Source organism: Klebsiella sp. YJ (genome assembly GCF_002108615.1).
GTDB lineage: Bacteria > Pseudomonadota > Gammaproteobacteria > Enterobacterales > Enterobacteriaceae > Klebsiella > Klebsiella planticola.
In genome coordinates, this window is the sequence record NZ_MTEG01000006.1 from 81,178 (window position 1) to 103,387 (window position 22,210).

Genomic DNA, 22,210 nt, shown 5'->3' on the forward strand with positions numbered 1-22,210 from the left:
ATTTATTTTCTCGTCTGCGCAGTGCTGCCGTCAGCGCCAGGCAATGTGAAATAATCATGCGGGCTGACAGGGTGCTAAGTGTTTAAAAAGGCGGCGCTTGCCGCCTTTTTCTTCGCCAAAAAATCGTTTTTTGCTGTTTTTTTCCGCAGTTGATACAATGCACCGAAATTGCCCTTGCGAAGGTCATTCGCTTTGGTTAGTATTCACACCCGCTTCAGTGGGAAACATTAAAACCTCCCGCTTTATTGGTTGAAGCAATTGGTATGCGGCGAATCCGCAAGGAACAGGTTGATTATGCAAGAAGCTCTTTTAGTTGTTTTCCTTATTGTAGCGATTGGCCTCGTTGGTCTGATCATGCTGCAGCAAGGTAAAGGCGCTGATATGGGAGCCTCCTTCGGAGCAGGCGCTTCCGGCACGTTGTTTGGATCCAGCGGTTCTGGTAACTTCATGACCCGCATGACTGGTATTCTGGCAGCGTTGTTCTTCATCATCAGTCTGGTGCTGGGCAATATCAACAGCAACAAGACCAATAAAGGAAGTGAGTGGGATAATCTGAGCGCGCCGAAAACCGAGCAGACTCAGCCAACAGCTCCGGCACAGCCGAGCAGCGATATCCCGCACTAATAGTTATATCCGTGCCGAGGTGGTGGAATTGGTAGACACGCTACCTTGAGGTGGTAGTGCCCGATTGGGCTTACGGGTTCAAGTCCCGTCCTCGGTACCAATATTCCGAAAAAAAGACGCTGAAAAGCGTCTTTTTTTTTGCCTTCGACAGGCGCTTATTTATTTATAAATAACTCTTCACTGGTCTTGAACCCACCGCAATCGCTAAAGTCGCGCTCATCTATTCAGAAGAGGTGAAGTGACGCCATGAAAAAAATCAGGTCGTTTATCATTGCCGGCGCCCTGTGTTTGTCCGGATGCAGTGCTACGCCGTCGGGGGATACCGTGGACACCATTAATACCTTAACGGTGCCGGTATTGCAGAGTGGCGCGCAGCCTTCAGGGCAGAGTGCTCAGGCGGTGGTCAGTTGTTTCCAGGATAATAGCGCGATTATCGGCAACCTGAGCCAGTCGTTAAAAGACAACTACCTGCAGGATGTCTCTAAAAAAGACATATTTGATAAAGACAGCGAGGCGTTCCACGTCTACAGCGCTCTGACCAAACTGGAACAGATGTCAGCGATGAATGAGGTTTATCGTAAAGAGAACAACATTGCAGGACTACAGGTGATCAACCGCTTGCTGAAAGGCGTTCCTGTGGCGGCATAAATGAATGAGGGATTGCCGGCGGCAATCCCCTTTTGCATCAGAAACGGAAGTTGAAACCTGCATAAGCGCCATCAGCCAACGTGTTGTCATGATGGGCGTCTTTCCCCGCCATATCAATATAGCGATATCCGGCTTCAATATTCAGCGATTTAATCACGTTAATCCGCACGCCGGCGTTAGCTTCCACGTAGTCATCGACGCCGCTGGACATGGAGTCCGGAGAATAATAGGTTTCACCGAAAAGCGTAAAGTATTGGCCCAGTGGGAGCTGTGCACCGCCGCCCAGTGCGACGGCGTAACCCTCATCGCTATCTTGCGGATTCAGATAGAGCGCTTTGCCTCCCAGCGTCAGGAGAAACGGACCGAGGTTAAAGTTATAGCCCATGCCTAACCCGGCGACGTCGCCGTCATTATCGCTGTGTGCCCAGTTGCCGTTAAAGGTCATACCCGGTTCTTCTGCACCGAAGCTGGCGGAAAGGTTAGTGAACTCTTCCCCCGCCTCTCCGTGTAAGTTTACCGATGCGCAGGCGGCGCTGCTGGCACCGAGAGCGGCAACTAACAGAACTGATTTCGGAGTGATCATGCTCATTGTTGAATTCCTTCAGGTAAAAAAATGCCCGATACGGGCGTTCGGGCAAAAATTTAACGGGTTTTTGGGTTTAATCGTTATTTACTGAAGCGCGAAACCATTGCCACGATTGCGGTAGAGGTATCGACACTTACGCTTTGCTGATTATTGCCAGCGTTGCTGGCGTGCTAAAACATCGCACGACCAGCCCAGTCTGGTGTGACATACGGATAGCGCCCCCTCTGCTGACGGACGGCCCATCCATCAGGCGTTTCAGGGACAGCTGAAACACCTGATTGCTCCCCATCCTCGTGCCTGAAGGAGCATAAACGCCTGCAGCAGCCAGATGAGGGTTAATCCTCACATCAGACATCTTTTCCCAACGCATCGGCCACCAGGCTGATTAATTGCGGTCAAAGAAGAGAGTCATAGTGCCAGCTGCAGAAACAGGTATTGTCGTACCGTGCACCGGGACGCAAGGAGACTAACCTGCGCACGAAGCAGGCATTGACGGTGAACGGCATAAGGAGAACCATCTTCATTCCTGAGCTTGTTGTTCAGTTTTCAACACACAATCAGTGTGATAAATACAGGAGCCCAGAATAAAATTATTTATCGCTTGTCGTTATCATTTGTTTGTTTAAATTTAAATTCTTCAGTCGACCCGGCGCCGACAACAATAGATAAGCGATAAATAGTACGATGGATGATTAGAATTTTTCAGGAAGTGAGCTTACGCTTTGTAAATAACCACCGCGGGCGAACTCAATATATCCCCCTTTTTTTAACGCCGACAGCACATTGAGAATACTGCTGCGTGAAAGATGGGTGCGGTCCTGAATATATTCGAGGATGGAGACCCGCAGGCGCGTCTCTTGCGGCAACAGCAGCATCTCCAGCAGATGATTGCGAATCACCGAGTAGGTACGTTGCTGCAACACCAGATCGTCCCGGTACACCAGATAGGAAGTATGGTATGCCAGCAGGCGGGTCACTTCTTCCCACAGGTTATGCTCGCGGAACAGTTTGATGGCATGCTCGCTGTCGATACGCAGAACCTCGGAGGCGACCTCAGCACGCAGAGCGTGGCTATGGCTTGGCTGAAGTATCTCGGCGACGCCAAACAGATGAGGTTCATAGACGGTAACGATCAATAATTTATCAGATGAACGAATGATGGACAGCTCACCTTTTTTTAAAAGATAGAGCTGCGCTTTACCTTTATAGTTCGGCGTCAGCCTTTTTCTGGCAACGACATTCATTGGTGTAGCATACGGTTCGAGCGTTTCCAGAAGGCGGTTGATCGCCTGGTTTGGCCTGACCGGGGGATTAATATTCATCGCGATCCTCACGGGGTCAAGGATAAATGTATTCGGGTGATTATAGACAGTAATTATAAGAAATTGCGACAGGTAAAAATTAACAGGCTAAGATTTTTCTGGCGTTGAGTGTTGACCAAAAAAAAGCCGACGGATTAACGTCGGCTGAAAGCGTAGTTGAAAACAGATTATTTTTCTCTGTTTTCCAGGTTTTCTACCTGCGGCAGGCCGGTAGCCGAAGAGGCGCTCAGCAGGCCCGATTGCGCGTAACCAAACAGCTTGTCACGGGTATCGGTAATATCCAGATTACGCATGGTCAGTTGACCAATACGGTCCTCCGCCGAGAACATGGAGTCGCCTTTTTCCATCGTCAGACGTTCGGCTTTGTAGGTCAGATTATCGGAGACGGTGTTCAGGATGGAGTAGTCGTTGCCGCGACGGAGCTCCAGCGTCACCTCGCCGGTAATGGCGCTGGCCACCCAACGCTGCAGCGCATCGCGCAGCATCAGAGCCTGGGAATCAAACCAACGGCCCTGATACAGCAGGCGGCCCAGCTGGCGACCATGGGCATGGTACTGCTCGATGGTATCTTCGTTGTGAATACCGGTCAGCAGACGCTCATAAGCAATATGCAGCAGCGCCATCCCCGGGGCTTCATAAATACCGCGGCTCTTCGCTTCGATGATACGGTTCTCGATCTGATCGCTCATGCCCAGACCATGACGGCCGCCGATGCGGTTCGCTTCCAGCATCAGCTCGACGTCATCGCTGAAGGTATTACCGTTCAACGCCACCGGATGACCCTGCTCAAAACGGATAGTCACTTCCTCGGCCGGGATTTTGACGCTTTCGTCCCAGAACTTGACGCCCATGATCGGGTTAACGATTTTCATGCTGGAGTTGAGGAATTCCAGATCTTTCGCTTCGTGCGTTGCGCCCAGCATATTGGAGTCGGTGGAGTAGGCTTTTTCAACGGACATTTTGTAGTCAAAGCCGCAGGAAATCATGAATTCGGACATTTCCTGACGGCCGCCCAGCTCATCGATAAAGTCGCTATCCAGCCACGGTTTGTAAATTTTCAGCTCGGCATTGGTCAGCAGACCATAGCGGTAGAAACGCTCGATATCGTTGCCTTTGTAAGTGCTGCCGTCGCCCCAGATGTTTACGCCATCTTCTTTCATCGCTGCAACCAGCATGGTGCCGGTCACCGCGCGGCCCAGCGGGGTGGTGTTAAAGTAGGTCAGACCGCCAGTAGTATTGTGGAAAGCACCGCACTGAATCGCGGCGATACCTTCTGCGACCAGCTGTTTACGGCAGTCGATCAGACGAGCGCCTTCTGCACCGTACTCTTTGGCGCGACGAGGGATTGCATCGTAATCTTCTTCGTCAGGCTGGCCCAGGTTTGCAGTATAGGCATAAGGAACTGCGCCTTTTTTGCGCATCCACAGCAGTGCGGCGCTGGTATCCAGACCACCAGAGAAAGCGATACCAATACGTTGACCAACCGGGAGATGCTTAAGAATCGTCGTCATAAAATAAAACCCTGCTAGATAGACTGTTGTGAGTTCGGTTTATCAAGTCGTAGAACCTGTCCCATTTGACTATTCTGCCTGCCGTTTTTTCTGCGGACAAAGTGCATAATCTTCACGAGCTTTGACGCTGCTCTGGCGACTACGCGCTTTCCGTACCCAAATATACGGTAGCAATGGCGTCAAATGGAACAAGTTCTTATTGCATGTTTATGCATTAATTGTGAGTTTTCATTTAATCATCTTTTGCGGATGACAGGAAGTGCTTCATTGCTTTTTTGCTAAAAAATAGCGAGATGGCAGCACAAACGAGAACAGGGAGAGACGAAATACAGGTTGACAAAATATAGAGTTTATCAATAAACTTTACCACGATTTTATGTCCCGTCCTCGGTACCAAATCCCAGCAGTATTTGCGTCTTTTGCTCAATAAGAGTAAAATATGCCACGTTTCAGGCGCGGGGTGGAGCAGCCTGGTAGCTCGTCGGGCTCATAACCCGAAGGTCGTCGGTTCAAATCCGGCCCCCGCAACCACTTTCCCATTGAGTACTTTTTCAAATATACTGTGAGGACCTGGTCCTTCGTATCCGAATTTGAAAGAATTCTCCTGGAAGGTGTTCCAGATCGCAGTTGCGATCGCAGGGTTCAGTTATCTAAAACCCCGATTTATCGGGGTTTTTTGTTATCTGACTTCAGAATAACTGGGCTATACGCCCTTTTTTTATGTCTTGGGGGTGGGTTTGTCCACATTAGAGCAAAAATTAACAGAGATGCTCACGGCGCCGGTTGAAGCGCTTGGCTTTGAGCTGGTCGGCATCGAATTCATTCGCGGTCGCACATCCACACTGCGCATCTATATTGATAGTGATGATGGCATCAATGTTGATGATTGTGCTGATGTGAGCCACCAGGTCAGCGCTGTCATGGATGTCGAAGATCCAATCACCGTAGCTTACAACCTGGAAGTATCTTCACCTGGTCTCGATCGCCCGATGTTTACCGCCGAACACTATGAGCGTTTTTCCGGTGAGGAAGTCGCGCTGGTATTGCGTATGGCGGTACAGAACCGTCGCAAATGGCAGGGCATTATCAAAGCGGTAGACGGTGAAATGATCACGGTAACCGTCGAAGGCAAAGATGAAGTGTTCGCGCTGAGTAACATCCAGAAGGCGAACCTGGTTCCCCACTTTTAACAGTCTGGATTGAGGTGAAAGGCCCCGATGAACAAAGAAATTTTGGCTGTTGTTGAAGCCGTTTCCAACGAAAAGGCGCTGCCGCGCGAAAAGATTTTCGAAGCGCTGGAAAGTGCTCTGGCAACGGCAACCAAGAAAAAATATGAACAAGAGATCGACGTTCGCGTAGAAATCGACCGTAAAAGCGGTGATTTCGACACCTTCCGTCGTTGGCTGGTCGTTGAAGAAGTGACCCAGCCGACGCGCGAAATTACGCTGGAAGCGGCGCGCTACGAAGACGAAAGCATGAATCCTGGTGACTACGTTGAGGACCAGATTGAATCCGTCACCTTCGACCGTATCACTACGCAGACCGCGAAACAGGTTATCGTACAGAAAGTGCGTGAAGCTGAACGCGCTATGGTTGTCGATCAGTTCCGCGAGCACGAAGGTGAAATCATCACCGGCGTGGTGAAGAAAGTAAACCGCGACAACATCACTCTGGATCTGGGCAGCAATGCTGAAGCCGTGATCCTGCGTGAAGATATGTTGCCGCGTGAGAACTTCCGTCCGGGTGACCGTATCCGCGGTGTCCTGTATGCGGTTCGTCCGGAAGCGCGCGGCGCTCAGCTGTTCGTGACCCGTTCTAAGCCGGAAATGCTGGTTGAATTGTTCCGTATTGAAGTACCGGAAATCGGCGAAGAAGTTCTCGAAATCAAAGCCGCCGCTCGCGATCCGGGCTCTCGTGCCAAGATTGCGGTGAAAACCAACGATAAGCGTATCGACCCGGTTGGCGCTTGCGTAGGTATGCGTGGCGCACGCGTTCAGGCGGTTTCAACCGAGCTGGGCGGCGAGCGTATCGATATCGTCCTGTGGGATGATAACCCGGCGCAATTCGTGATTAACGCGATGGCACCGGCTGACGTCGCCTCTATCGTGGTGGATGAAGATAAGCACACCATGGATATCGCGGTTGAAGCGGGCAATCTGGCGCAGGCGATTGGCCGTAACGGTCAAAACGTCCGTCTGGCCTCACAGCTGAGCGGCTGGGAACTCAACGTGATGACCGTTGACGACCTGCAGGCGAAGCATCAGGCTGAAGCCCACGCGGCTATCGATACCTTCACGAAATATCTTGATATTGATGAAGATTTCGCCACGCTGCTGGTTGAAGAAGGTTTCGCGACGTTGGAAGAACTGGCCTATGTGCCGGTGAAAGAACTGCTGGAAATCGACGGTCTGGATGAAGCCACCGTTGAAGCACTTCGTGAGCGTGCGAAAAATGCGCTGACCACGTTGGCGCTGGCTCAGGAAGAAAGCCTGGGAGATACTAAACCTGCCGATGATTTGTTAAATCTGGAAGGTTTAGAACGTTTGATGGCTTTCAAACTGGCTGCCCGTGGTGTTTGTACGCTGGAAGATCTCGCCGAGCAGGGCATTGATGATCTGGCTGATATCGAAGGGTTGACCGACGAAAAAGCCGGAGAGCTCATCATGGCCGCCCGTAATATTTGTTGGTTCGGCGACGAAGCGTAATAAACTGTAGCAGGAAGGAACAGCATGACAGATGTGACCATTAAAGCGCTGGCCTCAGAGATTCAGACCTCTGTGGATCGCCTGATACAGCAATTTGCTGATGCAGGGATTCGCAAATCGGCTGATGATTCTGTGACGGCGCAAGAGAAGCAGACCTTGTTGACGCACCTGAACCGTGAACACGGTTCGGCGCCCGACAAGCTGACGCTGCAGCGCAAAACGCGCAGCACGTTAAATATTCCAGGTACCGGTGGTAAAAGTAAATCGGTACAAATCGAAGTCCGCAAGAAGCGCACCTTTGTGAAACGCGATCCGCAAGAGGCAGAACGCCTTGCCGCGGAAGAGCAGGCGCAGCGTGAAGCGGAAGAGCAAGCCCATCGCGAGGCAGAAGAAGCTGCCAAGCGAGAGGCGCAATTAAAAGCTGAACGTGAGGCCGCAGAACAAGCTAAACGTGAAGTCGCTGAGAAAGCGAAACGTGAAGCTGCGGAAAAAGACAAAGTGAGCAATCAACAAACCGACGACATGACAAAAAGCGCCCAGGCTGAAAAGATCCGCCGTGAAAACGAAGCAGCAGAGCTGAAACGTAAAGCGGAAGAAGAAGCACGTCGCAAGCTTGAAGAAGAAGCGCGCCGCGTAGCGGACGAAGCACGCCGTATGGCTGCAGAAAACGAAAAGAACTGGACCGAAACACCAGAAGCTCCAGAAGAAACCAGCGATTATCACGTGACGACGTCTCAGCACGCCCGTCAGGCTGAAGATGATAACGATCGCGAAGTTGAAGGCGGTCGTGGCCGCGGTCGCAACAGCAAAGCTGCGCGTCCGAAGAAAGGCAACAAACACGCCGAATCCAAAGCCGATCGTGAAGAAGCCCGTGCAGCCGTTCGTGGCGGCAAAGGCGGCAAGCGTAAAGGTTCTTCTCTGCAACAGGGCTTCCAGAAGCCTGCGCAGGCTGTAAACCGTGACGTTATCATCGGTGAAACCATCACCGTTGGCGAGCTGGCTAACAAGATGGCGGTCAAAGGCTCTCAGGTCATCAAAGCGATGATGAAGCTGGGCGCGATGGCGACCATCAACCAGGTCATCGACCAGGAAACCGCACAGCTGGTTGCCGAAGAGATGGGCCACAAAGTTATCCTGCGTCGTGAGAACGAACTGGAAGAAGCGGTAATGAGCGACCGTGATACCGGCGCGGCGGCAGAAGCCCGTGCACCGGTTGTGACCATCATGGGTCACGTTGACCACGGTAAAACCTCTCTGCTGGACTATATTCGTTCAACCAAAGTGGCATCCGGCGAAGCGGGTGGTATTACCCAGCACATCGGTGCATACCACGTTGAAACTGAAAACGGGATGATCACCTTCCTGGATACCCCGGGCCACGCCGCGTTTACCTCAATGCGTGCTCGTGGTGCGCAGGCAACGGATATCGTTGTTCTGGTTGTCGCTGCCGACGATGGCGTGATGCCACAGACTATCGAAGCTATCCAGCACGCAAAAGCGGCTCAGGTGCCGGTAGTGGTTGCGGTCAACAAGATCGACAAACCTGAAGCGGATATGGATCGCGTTAAAAACGAACTGTCTCAGTACGGCGTTATGCCGGAAGAGTGGGGCGGCGAATCTCAGTTCATCCCTGTTTCTGCGAAAGCGGGTACCGGTATTGATGACCTGTTGAATGCTATCCTGCTGCAGGCTGAAGTTCTGGAGCTGAAAGCGGTACGTAACGGTATGGCCAGCGGTGCGGTTATCGAATCCTTCCTGGATAAAGGTCGTGGTCCGGTGGCAACCGTTCTGGTTCGCGAAGGTACTCTGCACAAGGGCGACATCGTTCTGTGCGGCTTCGAATACGGTCGCGTTCGTGCGATGCGTAACGAACTGGGTCAGGAAGTTCTGGAAGCGGGTCCGTCCATTCCGGTGGAAATCCTCGGTCTGTCCGGTGTTCCGGCTGCGGGTGATGAAGTGACCGTGGTTCGTGACGAGAAGAAAGCGCGTGAAGTTGCGTTGTATCGTCAGGGCAAATTCCGTGAAGTCAAACTGGCGCGTCAGCAGAAATCTAAACTTGAGAACATGTTCGCTAACATGACTGAAGGCGAAGTTCACGAAGTGAACGTCGTACTGAAAGCGGACGTTCAGGGTTCCGTGGAAGCGATCTCCGACTCTTTACTGAAACTGTCTACCGACGAAGTCAAAGTGAAGATCATCGGCTCTGGCGTAGGTGGTATCACCGAAACCGACGCGACCCTGGCTGCGGCATCCAACGCTATCCTGGTAGGCTTCAACGTACGTGCCGATGCATCAGCGCGTAAAGTTATCGAAGCGGAAAGCCTGGATCTGCGCTACTACTCCGTCATCTATAACCTGATCGACGAAGTGAAAGCGGCGATGAGCGGTATGCTCTCTCCGGAACTGAAACAGCAGATCATCGGTCTGGCTGAAGTGCGTGATGTCTTTAAATCGCCGAAATTCGGCGCTATCGCGGGCTGTATGGTTACCGAAGGGACGATTAAACGTCATAACCCAATCCGCGTACTGCGCGACAACGTGGTTATCTATGAAGGCGAGCTGGAATCCCTGCGCCGCTTCAAAGATGACGTTAACGAAGTCCGTAACGGCATGGAATGTGGTATCGGCGTGAAGAACTACAACGACGTTCGCGTTGGCGATATGATCGAAGTGTTCGAGATCATCGAGATTCAGCGTACCATCGCGTAATCTTCGTCGACTTTTGGGCCGCCACTGAGTTGGCTGCGCTCGCTCACCCCGGTCGCATCGTTATCTATGCTCCCGGGGATTGATGAGCCTGCCGCCTGTGTTGCCCCCAAATCCTTAGACGATTGACTAGCGTAGGCCGGGTTAGCATAGCGCCACCCGGCAATAATTCTAAAAAGGGGCTTATGGCCCCTTTTTTGTCTTTATCTGGAGAATTTATTATGGCGAAAGAATTTGGTCGCCCGCAGCGCGTGGCTCAGGAGATGCAAAAAGAGATTGCTATCATCCTGCAACGCGAAATTAAAGACCCGCGTCTGGGCATGATGACCACCGTTTCTGGCGTTGAAATGTCTCGCGATCTGGCTTATGCCAAAGTCTTCGTGACCTTTCTGAACGACAAAGACGAAGCCGCGGTGAAAGCCGGCATCAAAGCATTGCAGGAAGCATCCGGCTTTATCCGTTCCCTGCTGGGGAAAGCAATGCGGCTGCGTATCGTGCCGGAACTGACCTTCTTCTACGACAACTCGTTGGTTGAAGGGATGCGTATGTCTAACCTGGTGACCAGCGTGGTGAAGCATGACGATGAGCGTCGTGTGAACCCGGACGACAGCAAGGAGGACTGATGAGTCGTCCTCGTCGTCGCGGTCGCGATGTGCATGGCGTGCTGTTGCTGGATAAACCTCAGGGCGCGTCCAGCAACGATGTACTGCAGAAAGTCAAACGTATCTATAATGCGAACCGCGCAGGGCACACCGGGGCGCTGGATCCGCTGGCAACCGGCATGCTGCCGATTTGCCTCGGGGAAGCCACCAAGTTTTCCCAGTATCTGCTGGATTCCGATAAGCGTTATCGTGTGATTGCGAAGCTCGGACAGCGTACCGACACCTCTGATGCCGATGGCCAGGTGGTGGAAGAGCGCCCGCTGACCTTCAGCGACGAACAGCTGGCGGCGGCGCTGGACAGTTTCCGCGGCGAAACCCAACAGGTACCGTCGATGTATTCGGCGCTGAAATACCAGGGGAAAAAGCTCTACGAATATGCCCGTCAGGGGATTGACGTTCCGCGTGAAGCCCGGCCGATTAACGTCTATGAGCTGCTGTTTATCCGCCACGAAGGGGATGAGCTGGAGCTGGAAATTCATTGCTCCAAAGGCACCTATATCCGGACGATTATCGACGATCTGGGTGAGAAACTGGGCTGTGGCGCCCACGTTATTTATCTGCGCCGTCTGGCCGTCAGCAAATATCCGGTTGAGCGGATGGTGACGCTGGAGCAGCTACAGGCGCTGGTTGAACAGGCGGCGGCACAGGATATTCCCGCCGCGCAGCTGCTCGATCCGCTGCTGATGCCTATGGACAGCCCGGCGTCAGATTATCCGCTGGTTAATATTCCCGAAACATCGGCGGTTTACTTTAAGAATGGCAACCCGGTCCGTACAACAGGTGCCCCGCTACAGGGCCTGGTGCGAGTCACTGAAGGTGAAGACGGTAAGTTTCTCGGTATGGGTGAGATTGACGATGAAGGCCGCGTGGCGCCGCGTCGTCTGGTTGTCGAATACCCTGCTTGAGTGCTGTTCTTGCGATAAAAGCCGGCTGCGGGTAGAATATCGCCGCTTAACGTCCGCAAAAGTGTTTTAACATTTTCGGGCGTTGCATCAGGGGTCGCTGAATTAGAGATCGGCACCCTTTCTTTCTTTTAAATCTGGAGTTTTAAAATGTCTCTAAGCGTTGAAGCTAAAGCAAAAATCGTTTCTGAGTTTGGTCGTGGCGAAAACGACAGCGGTTCTACCGAAGTTCAGGTTGCACTGCTGACTGCACAGATTAACCATCTGCAGGGTCACTTCTCCGAGCATAAAAAAGATCACCACAGCCGTCGTGGTCTGCTGCGCATGGTTTCCCAGCGTCGTAAACTGCTCGACTACCTGAAACGTAAAGATGTTGCACGTTACTCTTCGCTGATCGAGCGTCTGGGTCTGCGTCGCTAATTCTGCGAGTTTCAGAAAAAGGGGCCTCAGGGCCCCTTTTTTCGACCAGGCGGCAGCAATTCACTAAAAACTCATGTATTGTTGCTATTAATGATCTTCGTGCAGAGGTTCGCGCGGCTAATGAGAGGCTTGATCCGCAGGGGCGGGTAAAGGTTGTCATTAGTCGCGAGGATGCAGGAGATCGGGTCAACTGACGCTATGTCGTGGATATCGCGTCACCTATTGATATAAAGGATAGAATTTTGCTAAATCCGATCGTTCGTAAATTCCAGTACGGCCAACATACCGTAACGCTGGAAACCGGCATGATGGCTCGTCAGGCCACTGCTGCTGTCATGGTTAGCATGGATGACACTGCGGTATTCGTTACCGTTGTTGGTCAGAAAAAAGCGAAGCCAGGTCAGGACTTCTTCCCGCTGACCGTTAACTATCAAGAGCGTACTTACGCAGCAGGTAAAATTCCGGGTGGTTTCTTCCGTCGTGAAGGCCGTCCAAGCGAAGGCGAAACCCTGATCGCGCGTCTGATTGACCGCCCGGTTCGTCCGCTGTTCCCGGAAGGCTTCGTCAACGAAGTTCAGGTTATCGCTACCGTTGTTTCCGTTAACCCACAGGTTAACCCGGATATCGTGGCGATGATTGGTGCTTCCGCAGCGCTGTCCCTGTCAGGTATTCCGTTCAACGGTCCTATCGGTTCTGCTCGCGTTGGTTATATCAATGACCAGTACGTTCTGAACCCGACTCAGGATGAGCTGAAAGAAAGTAAGCTGGATCTGGTTGTTGCCGGTACCGAAGCGGCAGTCCTGATGGTGGAATCTGAAGCTGAACTGCTGAGCGAAGACCAGATGCTGGGTGCGGTGGTCTTTGGCCACGAGCAGCAGCAGATTGTTATTCAGAACATCAACGACCTGGTTAAAGAAGCGGGTAAACCGCGCTGGGACTGGCAGCCGGAAGCCGTCAACGAAGCGCTGAATGCGCGCGTTGCTGCCCTGGCCGAAGCGCGTCTGAGCGATGCTTACCGTATCACTGATAAACAAGAGCGTTACGCTCAGATTGACGTGATCAAAGCGGAAACCATCGCGACGCTGATTGCTGAAGACGAAACCCTGGACGCTAACGAACTGGGTGAAATCCTGCACGCTATCGAGAAAAATGCCGTGCGTAGCCGCGTACTGGCAGGCGAGCCGCGTATCGATGGCCGTGAAAAAGATATGATTCGTGGTCTGGATGTTCGTACTGGCGTACTGCCGCGTACTCACGGTTCCGCACTGTTCACCCGTGGCGAAACTCAGGCGCTGGTGACTGCCACTCTGGGTACCGCACGTGATGCGCAGAACATTGACGAACTGATGGGCGAGCGTACTGACTCCTTCCTGTTCCACTACAACTTCCCTCCGTACTCTGTCGGCGAGACTGGCATGGTGGGTTCACCGAAGCGTCGTGAAATCGGTCACGGTCGTCTGGCTAAGCGCGGCGTACTGGCCGTTATGCCGACCACGGAAGAATTCCCGTACACCGTTCGCGTGGTATCTGAAATCACCGAATCTAACGGTTCTTCCTCCATGGCTTCCGTGTGCGGTGCTTCTCTGGCGCTGATGGATGCTGGTGTGCCGGTGAAAGCTGCCGTTGCGGGTATCGCAATGGGTCTGGTGAAAGAAGGCGACAACTACGTTGTTCTGTCTGACATTCTGGGTGACGAAGACCACCTGGGTGATATGGACTTCAAAGTGGCGGGTTCCCGCGACGGTATCTCTGCGCTGCAGATGGATATCAAAATTGAAGGCATCACCAAAGAGATCATGCAGGTTGCACTGAACCAGGCGAAAGGTGCTCGTCTGCACATCCTGGGCGTAATGGAGCAGGCGATTAACGCGCCGCGCGGCGATATCTCCGAATTCGCACCGCGTATCCACACCATCAAGATCAGCCCGGACAAGATCAAAGACGTGATCGGTAAAGGCGGCTCTGTGATTCGTGCGCTGACTGAAGAGACCGGTACTACCATCGAAATCGAAGATGACGGTACCGTGAAGATCGCAGCAACCGATGGCGACAAAGCGCAACACGCTATCCGTCGTATCGAAGAGATCACCGCTGAGATCGAAGTTGGCCGTGTTTACAATGGTAAAGTGACCCGTATCGTTGACTTTGGCGCATTTGTTGCCATCGGCGGCGGTAAAGAAGGTCTGGTCCACATTTCTCAGATCGCTGACAAGCGCGTAGAGAAAGTGACCGATTACCTGCAGATGGGTCAGGAAGTGCCGGTTAAAGTTCTGGAAGTTGACCGTCAGGGCCGCGTTCGTCTGAGCATTAAAGAAGCAGCTGAACAGACACAGCCTGCCGCTGCACCGGAAGCTCCGGTTGCTGAGCAAGGCGAGTAAGGTTGCCGTTTGCCCTCCGCGTTGGCGGAGGGCGTATTACGGGCAGGACGCCCTGTTTGCAGCCGGGGAACTGGACGTTCATCCAATCGTTGTCTTCGGGAGTGGGAAATGAAGCCTTTTTTGCGCTGGTGTTTCGTGGCGACAGCTCTCACGCTGGCAGGATGCAGCAACTCTGCCTGGCGTAAGGACGCAGTCCTCGCGGTGCCATTGCAACCGACTTTGCAGCAAGAAGTGATTCTGGCGCGCATGGAACAAATTCTTGCCAGTCGGGCTTTAACCGATGACGAACGCGCACAGCTTTTATATGAGCGCGGAGTGTTGTATGATAGTCTCGGTCTGAGGGCATTAGCGCGAAATGATTTTTCACAAGCGTTGGCAATCCGACCTGATATGCCTGAAGTATTCAATTACTTAGGCATTTATTTAACGCAGGCAGGCAATTTTGATGCTGCCTATGAAGCGTTTGATTCTGTACTTGAGCTTGATCCAACTTACAACTACGCGCACTTGAATCGCGGTATCGCCCTGTATTACGGCGGTCGCGCTAAGTTAGCGCAAGATGATCTGCTGGCGTTTTATCAAGACGATCCCAATGATCCTTTCCGTAGCCTGTGGCTTTACCTCGCTGAGCGTAAACTCGACGAGAAGCAGGCGCTTGAAGCACTGAAACAGCGCTTCGACAAATCGGATAAAGAACAATGGGGATGGAACATTGTCGAGTTCTACCTTAGCGACATCAACGAAAAAACGTTGATGGACCGTTTGAAGGCAGACGCAACGGATAACACCTCGCTCGCTGAGCATCTCAGTGAAACCAACTTCTATTTAGGTAAGTACTACCTAAGTCTGGGGGACAAGGACAGCGCTACGGCACTGTTCAAACTGGCGGTCGCAAACAACGTTCACAACTACGTTGAGCACCGATACGCATTGTTGGAATTATCGCTCTTGGGCCAGGAGCAAGATGACCTGGCAGAATCGGACCAGCAATAGCTGACGAACACATCAGCCCATTTTTTTGTTTGCCATCACCTTAACGGGTGAGGGCGTTGTTGTTCGTTAATACACCTACTTTGAGCCGGTTCACACTTTTCAATGAAAATTACTCTAAATTTTCACGTTGAGTTATGTAGACTGGCCGCCATTAATTTTGAGGCACACGTACTACATGGCTGAATTCGAAACCACTTTTGCAGATCTGGGCCTGAAGGCTCCCATCCTTGAAGCGCTTAACGATCTGGGTTACGAAAAACCATCTCCGATCCAGGCTGAGTGCATTCCGCATCTTCTGGGCGGCCGCGACGTTCTGGGTATGGCCCAGACGGGTAGCGGTAAAACCGCAGCGTTCTCTTTACCGCTGCTGAACAATCTTGATCCTGAGCTGAAAGCACCGCAAATTCTGGTGCTGGCGCCGACCCGCGAACTGGCGGTACAGGTTGCTGAAGCAATGACGGACTTCTCTAAACATATGCGCGGCGTAAACGTGGTAGCCCTTTACGGCGGCCAGCGTTATGACGTGCAGCTGCGTGCTCTGCGCCAGGGACCACAAATCGTTGTGGGTACCCCAGGTCGTCTGCTGGACCACCTGAAGCGCGGTACTCTTGATCTCTCTAAACTGAGCGGTCTGGTACTGGATGAAGCTGACGAAATGTTGCGTATGGGCTTCATCGAAGACGTAGAAACGATTATGGCGCAGATCCCGGAAGGTCATCAGACCGCTCTGTTCTCTGCCACCATGCCGGAAGCGATCCGTCGCATTACCCGCCGCTTTATGAAAGAGCCGCAGGAAGTGCGCATCCAGTCCAGCGTCACGACTCGCCCGGACATCAGCCAGAGCTACTGGACTGCTTACGGTATGCGTAAAAATGAAGCGCTGGTGCGTTTCCTGGAAGCGGAAGATTTTGATGCGGCGATTATCTTCGTTCGTACCAAAAACGCGACCCTGGAAGTGGCTGAAGCGCTGGAGCGTAGCGGCTACAACAGCGCCGCGCTGAACGGCGACATGAACCAGGCGCTGCGTGAGCAGACTCTGGAGCGTCTGAAAGATGGCCGTCTGGATATCCTGATTGCGACCGACGTTGCGGCTCGTGGCCTTGACGTTGAGCGTATCAGCCTGGTTGTTAACTATGATATCCCGATGGACTCCGAGTCTTACGTTCACCGTATCGGCCGTACCGGTCGTGCGGGTCGTGCTGGCCGCGCGCTGCTGTTCGTTGAGAACCGTGAACGCCGCCTGCTGCGTAACATCGAACGCACCATGAAGCTGACGATCCCGGAAGTCGAACTGCCGAACGCAGAACTGCTGGGCAAACGCCGTCTGGAAAAATTTGCCGCCAAAGTTCAGCAGCAGCTGGAAAGCAGCGATCTGGATCAGTACCGTGCGCTGCTGGCGAAAATCCAGCCGTCTGCTGAAGGTGAAGAGCTGGATATCGAAACCCTGGCCGCAGCCCTGCTGAAAATGGCTCAGGGCGAACGTCCGCTGATTCTGCCGCCGGATGCACCGATGCGTCCTAAGCGTGAATTCCGCGACCGTGACGATCGTTTCGAGCGCCGTGGCGACCGCAACGACCGTGGTCCGCGTGGCGACCGTCCGGAGCGTAGCGGTGAAGATCGTCCTAAGCGCGAACGTCGCGACGTGGGCGATATGGAACTGTATCGCATTGAAGTGGGCCGCGATGATGGCGTTGAAGTTCGTCATATTGTTGGCGCTATCGCTAACGAAGGCGACATCAGCAGCCGTTACATCGGTAACATCAAGCTGTTCGGTACCCACTCCACGATCGAACTGCCGAAAGGCATGCCGGGCGAAGTTCTGCAGCACTTCACTCGTACTCGCATCCTGAACAAGCCGATGAACATGCAGCTGCTGGGCGATGCTCAGCCGCGTCCGGACCGTGGCGGCGAGCGTCGTGGCGGTGGTGAGCGCCGTGAAGGCGGTCGCGCATTCGGTGGCGAACGTCGTGAAGGCGGCCGCAACTTCGGTGGTGGTGAGCGTCGTGAAGGCGGCCGTGGTGATGGTCGTCGTTTCAGCGGCGAACGTCGTGACGGTGCTCGTGCTCCGCGTCGTGATGATGCAGCTGCGGCTCCGCGCCGTGATGATTCCGCTGGTCGTCGTCGTTTCGGTGGCGATGCGTAATTAGCGCACTCCGCTAGCGTAAAGTAAATAATACAGCCCCGATCGTGATGATTGGGGCTTTTTTTATTTCTTTTGTACTCGTGTACTGGTACAGTGCTGCGCGTTAACAACGAAAAGCATGAATGACTGGAGATTTCGGCAAATGGCGACACTTACCACTACGGCAACCCGACCGTCCTTATTTGGCGGCGTGGTGATAATCGGCGGGACCATCATTGGCGCAGGCATGTTTTCGCTGCCGGTGGTCATGTCCGGTGCGTGGTTCTTCTGGTCGCTGGCTGCGCTGATCTTTACCTGGTTTTGCATGCTCCATTCCGGACTGATGATTCTGGAAGCGAACCTGAACTACCGTATTGGCTCCAGCTTCGACACCATCACCAAAGATCTGCTGGGGAAAGGCTGGAATCTGGTCAACGGTCTGTCGATCGCTTTTGTGCTCTATATTCTGACCTACGCCTATATCTCGGCCAGCGGCTCCATACTGCACCATACCTTCTCGGAGCTTTCATTGCATGTGCCGGCGCGGGCAGCGGGCTTTGGCTTTGCGCTGCTGGTGGCTTTTATCGTCTGGTTGAGTACCAAAGCGGTGAGCCGAATGACGGCAATCGTACTGGGAGCCAAGGTTATTACCTTCTTCCTGACCTTCGGAAGTCTGCTGGGGCACGTTGAGCCGACGACACTGTTTAACGTCGCCGAAAAGAATGCATCCTACACGCCGTACCTGTTGATGACCCTCCCGTTTTGCCTGGCCTCCTTTGGCTATCACGGTAACGTACCGAGTCTGATGAAGTATTATGGCAAAGATCCCCGGACCATAACCCGTTGCCTGGTTTACGGCACGCTGCTGGCTCTGGGGCTGTATGTCGTCTGGTTACTGGTGACGATGGGCAACATTCCACGCCCTGAGTTTATCGGTATCGCGCAGAAGGGCGGCAATATTGATGTGCTGGTACAGGCATTGAGCGGGGTGCTCAACAGCCGTAGTCTGGATCTGTTACTGGTGGTGTTCTCGAACTTCGCCGTTGCCAGCTCTTTCCTTGGGGTAACCCTGGGCCTGTTTGACTACCTGGCGGACCTGTTTGGTTTTGATGATTCTGCTCTCGGCCGTTTTAAGACCGCGCTCCTGACCTTTGTTCCACCGATCATCGGCGGCCTGCTGCAGCCCAATGGTTTCCTGTATGCCATCGGCTATGCCGGTCTGGCCGCAACCATCTGGGCGGCGATTGTCCCGGCGCTGCTGGCCCGCGCATCGCGCAAGCGCTTCGGCAGCCCACAGTTTCGTGTCTGGGGTGGAACGCCGATGATTGTGCTGATTCTGCTGTTTGGCGCCGGTAACATTATCGTGCATTTCTTATCGAGCTTTAATCTGTTGCCTGTTTACCAGTAAACAGCATGCCCGGTGGCGCGAAGCTGACCGGGCTTACAGGGGATGAGCTGGCCGGATAAGGCGCCGCCGTCATTCGGCAAAAACGCCCCCGCCAACTCGAAGCCACAATGCCCGGTGGCGCAAGGCTGACCGGGCTTACAGGGGATGAGCAGGCCGGATAAGACGCCGCCGTCATCCGGCAAAAAACTACCCCAGCAACTCCTCTTTCACCTGCATCGCTAAATCAAACGAATGCAAGCGCGCCTGATGATCGAAGATCTGGCCGTTCACCATCAGCTCATCGGCCTGGGTTTCCCGCAAAATGGATTCCAGCCCGTGGCGGATTTTGGCTTTATCCCCAACCAGCGACATGCTGAGCGCCTGCTGGACTCCATACTGTTCTGAGGCAGACCACAGTTGATGCATATTTTCCACCGGCGGCGGCAGCTGACCGGTTTCGCCGCGACGCAGTTTCACGAATGCCTGTTGCATCGAGGTGAACAGGAATTCGGCATCACGGTTGCTATCGGCGGCGATGATATTAATACATACCATGGCGTACGGTTTCGCTAAGCGTTCGGACGGTTTGAACTGGGTGCGGTAGAGATGCAGCGCCTGGAATAACATATCCGGCGCGAAGTGCGAAGCGAAGGCAAAGGGCAGGCCAAGCTGCGCCGCCAGCTGCGCGCTGTACAGACTGGAGCCTAACAGCCACACCGGGATCTTCTCTCCGTAACCGGGAACCGGGCGCACGTGCGGATTGGGATCGCGGGCATCAAACCAGTCCACCAGTTCGGCGACATCGCGCGGGAAGTTATCAACATCCCCGCCCATATGACGGCGGAGCGCCATCATCGTACGCTGGTCGCTGCCCGGCGCACGGCCAAGCCCCAGGTCGATACGCCCGGGATATAAGGTATTGAGCGTACCGAACTGTTCGGCGATCACCAGCGGTGAATGGTTGGGTAACATCACGCCACCGGATCCCAGATGCAGCGTCGTGGTATTCGCTGCCAGATAACCGATAAGCACCGATGTTGCGGCGCTGGCAATGCCAACCATGTTGTGATGTTCCGCCAGCCAATAGCGGTGATAGCCGCGTTTTTCAGCCAGGCGAGCGAGATCCAGAGAGTGCGAGAAGGCCGTTTTGGCGCAAGAACCCTCGGGGATCGGTGCCAGATCGAGCACCGAGAACGGAATAGATTTGTCAGTCATAAAGGCTCACTTTGTTACAGCATCGTCATCAGATTGAAGGTCTTCTTCCAGCCTGGCGCATTCAGCGAGCGCCAGCCAGAAAAGCTGCAGCTTTCATACTGCATGAAAAGACGAAGCATGCTGTTAACAAAGCGAGCTATTTTCAGGACTGCAGTTCCAGCCCGGCCAGTCGTTTCCAGTAACCGTTACAGTCACTGTTGGCGATCAGCGGCAGCGGCGAGGCGCCGTTTTCATTGGCGCGGAAAGCATCGAGCATAGCAAAGGTATCGTTGCCCAGCGGTGACAGGCGCACCATATCGACCAGCCCCTGCATCGACGCCAGTTCGTTGCCGAGGTTATAGACATAGCCGCTCATGGTCTGAATACCGTTCAGGACAAACACCTGCTGATTCTCCTGGGACAGCACGCTGCGCCCGTTCGGGTACTTGATGCAGCAGGTCTCGCATTCATCTTTCGGGCGATCTTCGGAACGTGCGGTAAAGCAGCGGGCAGAGTAGGCCAGCGGCAGGTGGCCGTAGCTCAGGACTTCTACTTCGAACTGATCGCGCAGACCGAGCTCTTCGCACTGGGCGAGCAGGTTCACCAGCCAGTCGCGAGACAGCTCAACCGGCATGCACCAGCGCATCATTCCTTGTTTACGCAGCAGACGCAGGGTGACGGCGTTATAGCAGTTGAGCGCATGTCCGGCGACGAAAGGCAGTTTGCGCTCTGCGCACATATTGACGACGCCAAGGTCGCTGGCTTCGATCAGAAATTCGCCGTTATCGACATAGCGCTTCAGCTCATTGAGTTCGGAAGAGGCCTGCACCAGCGCAAGCGTGGAGAGCACCACCTGCTTACCGCTGCCCGCCAGCGCTTTCGCCATCTCCAGCCAGTCGCCCACTTTGGTGGCGCGGCGTTTGCTGCATACGGCTTCGCCCAGATAGATAGTATCGGCACTGGAACGTGCGGCCTGCTGGTAAAAATCTTCCAGCGTCTCTTTCGACCAGTAGTAAAGCACCGGCCCTAATGAATATTTCATTACTTTTCTCACTGCCATTTACGGTGGTAGGCGCCAAGGGTGGTTTGTGTCCCTTCGGACATGGCACCGAGCGTCTCCATCCATGCGGATTGCGGAATAAAGTTTTGCGGATCGGCTTTGCAGCGATCGATCGCCTGGCGCCAGACTTTCGCCACCTGGGTGACATAGGCGGGGCTGCGCTGACGACCTTCAATTTTCACCGACGCAATATTGGCCGCCATCAGTTCCGGCAGTAGCTCCAGCGTATTCAGGCTGGTTGGCTCTTCCAGCGCATGATAGCGCTCGCCATCTACCAGATAGCGGCCCTTGCACAGCGTCGGGTAACCGGCATTTTCGCCATCCTGATAGCGATCGATCAGCACTTCGTTGAGGCGTGATTCCAGACCCTGCGGCGTTTGTTGCCAGCGGACAAAGCGCGCAGGTGAGCAGGCGCCGACGGTATTCGGCGATTCGCCGGTCAGGTAGGAAGAGAGGTAGCAGCGGCCTTCTGCCATGATGCACAGGCTACCGAAGGCGAAGACCTCCAGCGGAACCGGCGTCGTGCGAGCCAGCTGTTTTACCTGATGAATCGAGAGCACGCGCGGTAGCACAACGCGGGCGACATCGAAATTGCGGTGATAGAAACGCACTGCCTCTTCGTTGGTTGCCGACGCCTGTACCGAAACGTGGCGTTCAATATGCGGATAACGCTCCGCGGCGTATTCCAGCATGGCGATATCGGCAAGGATTAAGGCATCCGCGCCCAGCTGTGCCGCCATGTCTACCGCGCGCTGCCAGCGGGCATAACCGTCAGGATGTGCAAAGGTATTGATCGCGATATGCAGCTTACGACGGTGCTGATGCACAAAGCTAACGGCTTCCTGCAGTTTCTTTTCGGTGAAATTAAGGCCGGCAAAGTGGCGGGCGTTAGTGTCATCTTTCAGCCCGATATAGACGGCATCGGCACCGTTTTCGATGGCCGCCTTAAGTGCCGGAAGGTTGCCGGCTGGGCAGAGCAGCTCCATAATT

At 53.8% G+C, this 22,210-nt stretch carries 19 protein-coding genes and 2 tRNA genes; 15 read left to right on the forward strand and 6 right to left on the reverse strand.

Annotated elements, in window-relative coordinates:
* The first annotated feature begins 294 nt into the window (after positions 1-294).
* The 3 genes from secG to BV390_RS07780 all read left to right on the forward strand — a co-directional run bounded on the left by secG (position 295) and on the right by BV390_RS07780 (position 1,272).
* Positions 295-624: a preprotein translocase subunit SecG gene (gene secG / locus BV390_RS07770; RefSeq protein ID WP_004868090.1), complete on the forward strand. Its 330-nt coding sequence runs from the start codon at positions 295-297 to the stop codon at positions 622-624.
* Positions 625-637: 13 nt separating this feature from the next.
* A tRNA-Leu gene (locus BV390_RS07775) sits at positions 638-724 on the forward strand.
* Positions 725-870: 146 nt separating this feature from the next.
* Positions 871-1,272 (forward strand): hypothetical protein, encoded by a 402-nt coding sequence (locus BV390_RS07780; RefSeq protein WP_032698732.1) that lies wholly within the window; start codon positions 871-873, stop codon positions 1,270-1,272.
* Positions 1,273-1,309: 37 nt separating this feature from the next.
* On the opposite strand, the gene BV390_RS07785 is transcribed toward BV390_RS07780, so the two are convergent.
* From BV390_RS07785 to argG, 3 genes are all read right to left on the reverse strand, one after another.
* Positions 1,310-1,861 carry a YfaZ family outer membrane protein gene (locus BV390_RS07785; protein ID WP_004868084.1) on the reverse strand — a complete coding sequence of 184 codons (552 nt, stop codon included), beginning with the start codon at positions 1,859-1,861 and terminating at the stop codon, positions 1,310-1,312.
* A gap of 689 nt (positions 1,862-2,550) precedes the next feature.
* On the reverse strand, positions 2,551-3,180 hold the full coding sequence (locus tag BV390_RS07790; RefSeq protein ID WP_032690581.1) for a winged helix-turn-helix transcriptional regulator: 630 nt from the start codon (positions 3,178-3,180) through the stop codon (positions 2,551-2,553).
* Positions 3,181-3,347: 167 nt separating this feature from the next.
* Positions 3,348-4,691, reverse strand: a complete 1,344-nt coding sequence (gene argG, locus BV390_RS07795; RefSeq protein WP_047663528.1) for an argininosuccinate synthase — start codon at positions 4,689-4,691, stop codon at positions 3,348-3,350.
* Positions 4,692-5,145: 454 nt separating this feature from the next.
* Here argG and BV390_RS07800 point away from each other — a divergent pair.
* From BV390_RS07800 to mtr, 12 genes are all read left to right on the forward strand, one after another.
* Positions 5,146-5,222 (forward strand) — tRNA-Met (locus BV390_RS07800).
* 206 nt (positions 5,223-5,428) lie between these two features.
* Entirely contained in the window at positions 5,429-5,881 is a 453-nt protein-coding gene (gene rimP, locus BV390_RS07805) for a ribosome maturation factor RimP (RefSeq protein ID WP_004868075.1), read from the forward strand.
* Positions 5,882-5,908: 27 nt separating this feature from the next.
* Positions 5,909-7,396: a transcription termination factor NusA gene (nusA, locus tag BV390_RS07810; RefSeq protein WP_032690584.1), complete on the forward strand. Its 1,488-nt coding sequence runs from the start codon at positions 5,909-5,911 to the stop codon at positions 7,394-7,396.
* A 24-nt stretch (positions 7,397-7,420) separates the two neighbouring features.
* Positions 7,421-10,105 carry a translation initiation factor IF-2 gene (gene infB / locus BV390_RS07815; RefSeq protein ID WP_004868071.1) on the forward strand — a complete coding sequence of 895 codons (2,685 nt, stop codon included), beginning with the start codon at positions 7,421-7,423 and terminating at the stop codon, positions 10,103-10,105.
* 218 nt (positions 10,106-10,323) lie between these two features.
* Positions 10,324-10,725 carry a 30S ribosome-binding factor RbfA gene (gene rbfA, locus BV390_RS07820; protein ID WP_004106092.1) on the forward strand — a complete coding sequence of 134 codons (402 nt, stop codon included), beginning with the start codon at positions 10,324-10,326 and terminating at the stop codon, positions 10,723-10,725.
* Positions 10,725-11,669, forward strand: a complete 945-nt coding sequence (gene truB, locus BV390_RS07825; protein WP_032690585.1) for a tRNA pseudouridine(55) synthase TruB — start codon at positions 10,725-10,727, stop codon at positions 11,667-11,669. Before rbfA ends, truB begins: the two co-directional genes overlap by 1 nt.
* Positions 11,670-11,816: 147 nt before the next feature.
* Positions 11,817-12,086: a 30S ribosomal protein S15 gene (gene rpsO, locus BV390_RS07830; RefSeq protein ID WP_004868066.1), complete on the forward strand. Its 270-nt coding sequence runs from the start codon at positions 11,817-11,819 to the stop codon at positions 12,084-12,086.
* Positions 12,087-12,328: 242 nt separating this feature from the next.
* Entirely contained in the window at positions 12,329-14,464 is a 2,136-nt protein-coding gene (gene pnp, locus BV390_RS07835) for a polyribonucleotide nucleotidyltransferase (RefSeq protein ID WP_004868062.1), read from the forward strand.
* Positions 14,465-14,572: 108 nt separating this feature from the next.
* Complete coding sequence (nlpI, locus tag BV390_RS07840) at positions 14,573-15,457, forward strand: lipoprotein NlpI (RefSeq protein WP_004868058.1); 885 nt, start codon at positions 14,573-14,575, stop codon at positions 15,455-15,457.
* Between the two features lie 102 nt (positions 15,458-15,559).
* Entirely contained in the window at positions 15,560-15,640 is an 81-nt protein-coding gene (yrbN, locus tag BV390_RS30605; RefSeq protein ID WP_099001532.1) for a protein YrbN, read from the forward strand.
* Positions 15,633-17,600 (forward strand): DEAD/DEAH family ATP-dependent RNA helicase, encoded by a 1,968-nt coding sequence (locus tag BV390_RS07845; protein ID WP_004868054.1) that lies wholly within the window; start codon positions 15,633-15,635, stop codon positions 17,598-17,600. Before yrbN ends, BV390_RS07845 begins: the two co-directional genes overlap by 8 nt.
* 142 nt (positions 17,601-17,742) lie before the next feature.
* Positions 17,743-18,987 carry a tryptophan permease gene (mtr, locus tag BV390_RS07850; RefSeq protein ID WP_032690586.1) on the forward strand — a complete coding sequence of 415 codons (1,245 nt, stop codon included), beginning with the start codon at positions 17,743-17,745 and terminating at the stop codon, positions 18,985-18,987.
* Between the two features lie 186 nt (positions 18,988-19,173).
* Here the strand turns inward: mtr and BV390_RS07855 are convergent, their stop codons facing one another.
* From BV390_RS07855 to ubiU, 3 genes are all read right to left on the reverse strand, one after another.
* Positions 19,174-20,181, reverse strand: a complete 1,008-nt coding sequence (locus tag BV390_RS07855; protein ID WP_032697439.1) for a luciferase-like monooxygenase — start codon at positions 20,179-20,181, stop codon at positions 19,174-19,176.
* A gap of 142 nt (positions 20,182-20,323) precedes the next feature.
* Entirely contained in the window at positions 20,324-21,202 is an 879-nt protein-coding gene (locus BV390_RS07860; RefSeq protein ID WP_046853415.1) for a U32 family peptidase, read from the reverse strand.
* An 8-nt stretch (positions 21,203-21,210) separates the two neighbouring features.
* Positions 21,211-22,206, reverse strand: a complete 996-nt coding sequence (gene ubiU / locus BV390_RS07865; RefSeq protein ID WP_004868047.1) for a ubiquinone anaerobic biosynthesis protein UbiU — start codon at positions 22,204-22,206, stop codon at positions 21,211-21,213.
* Positions 22,207-22,210: the final 4 nt, after the last annotated feature.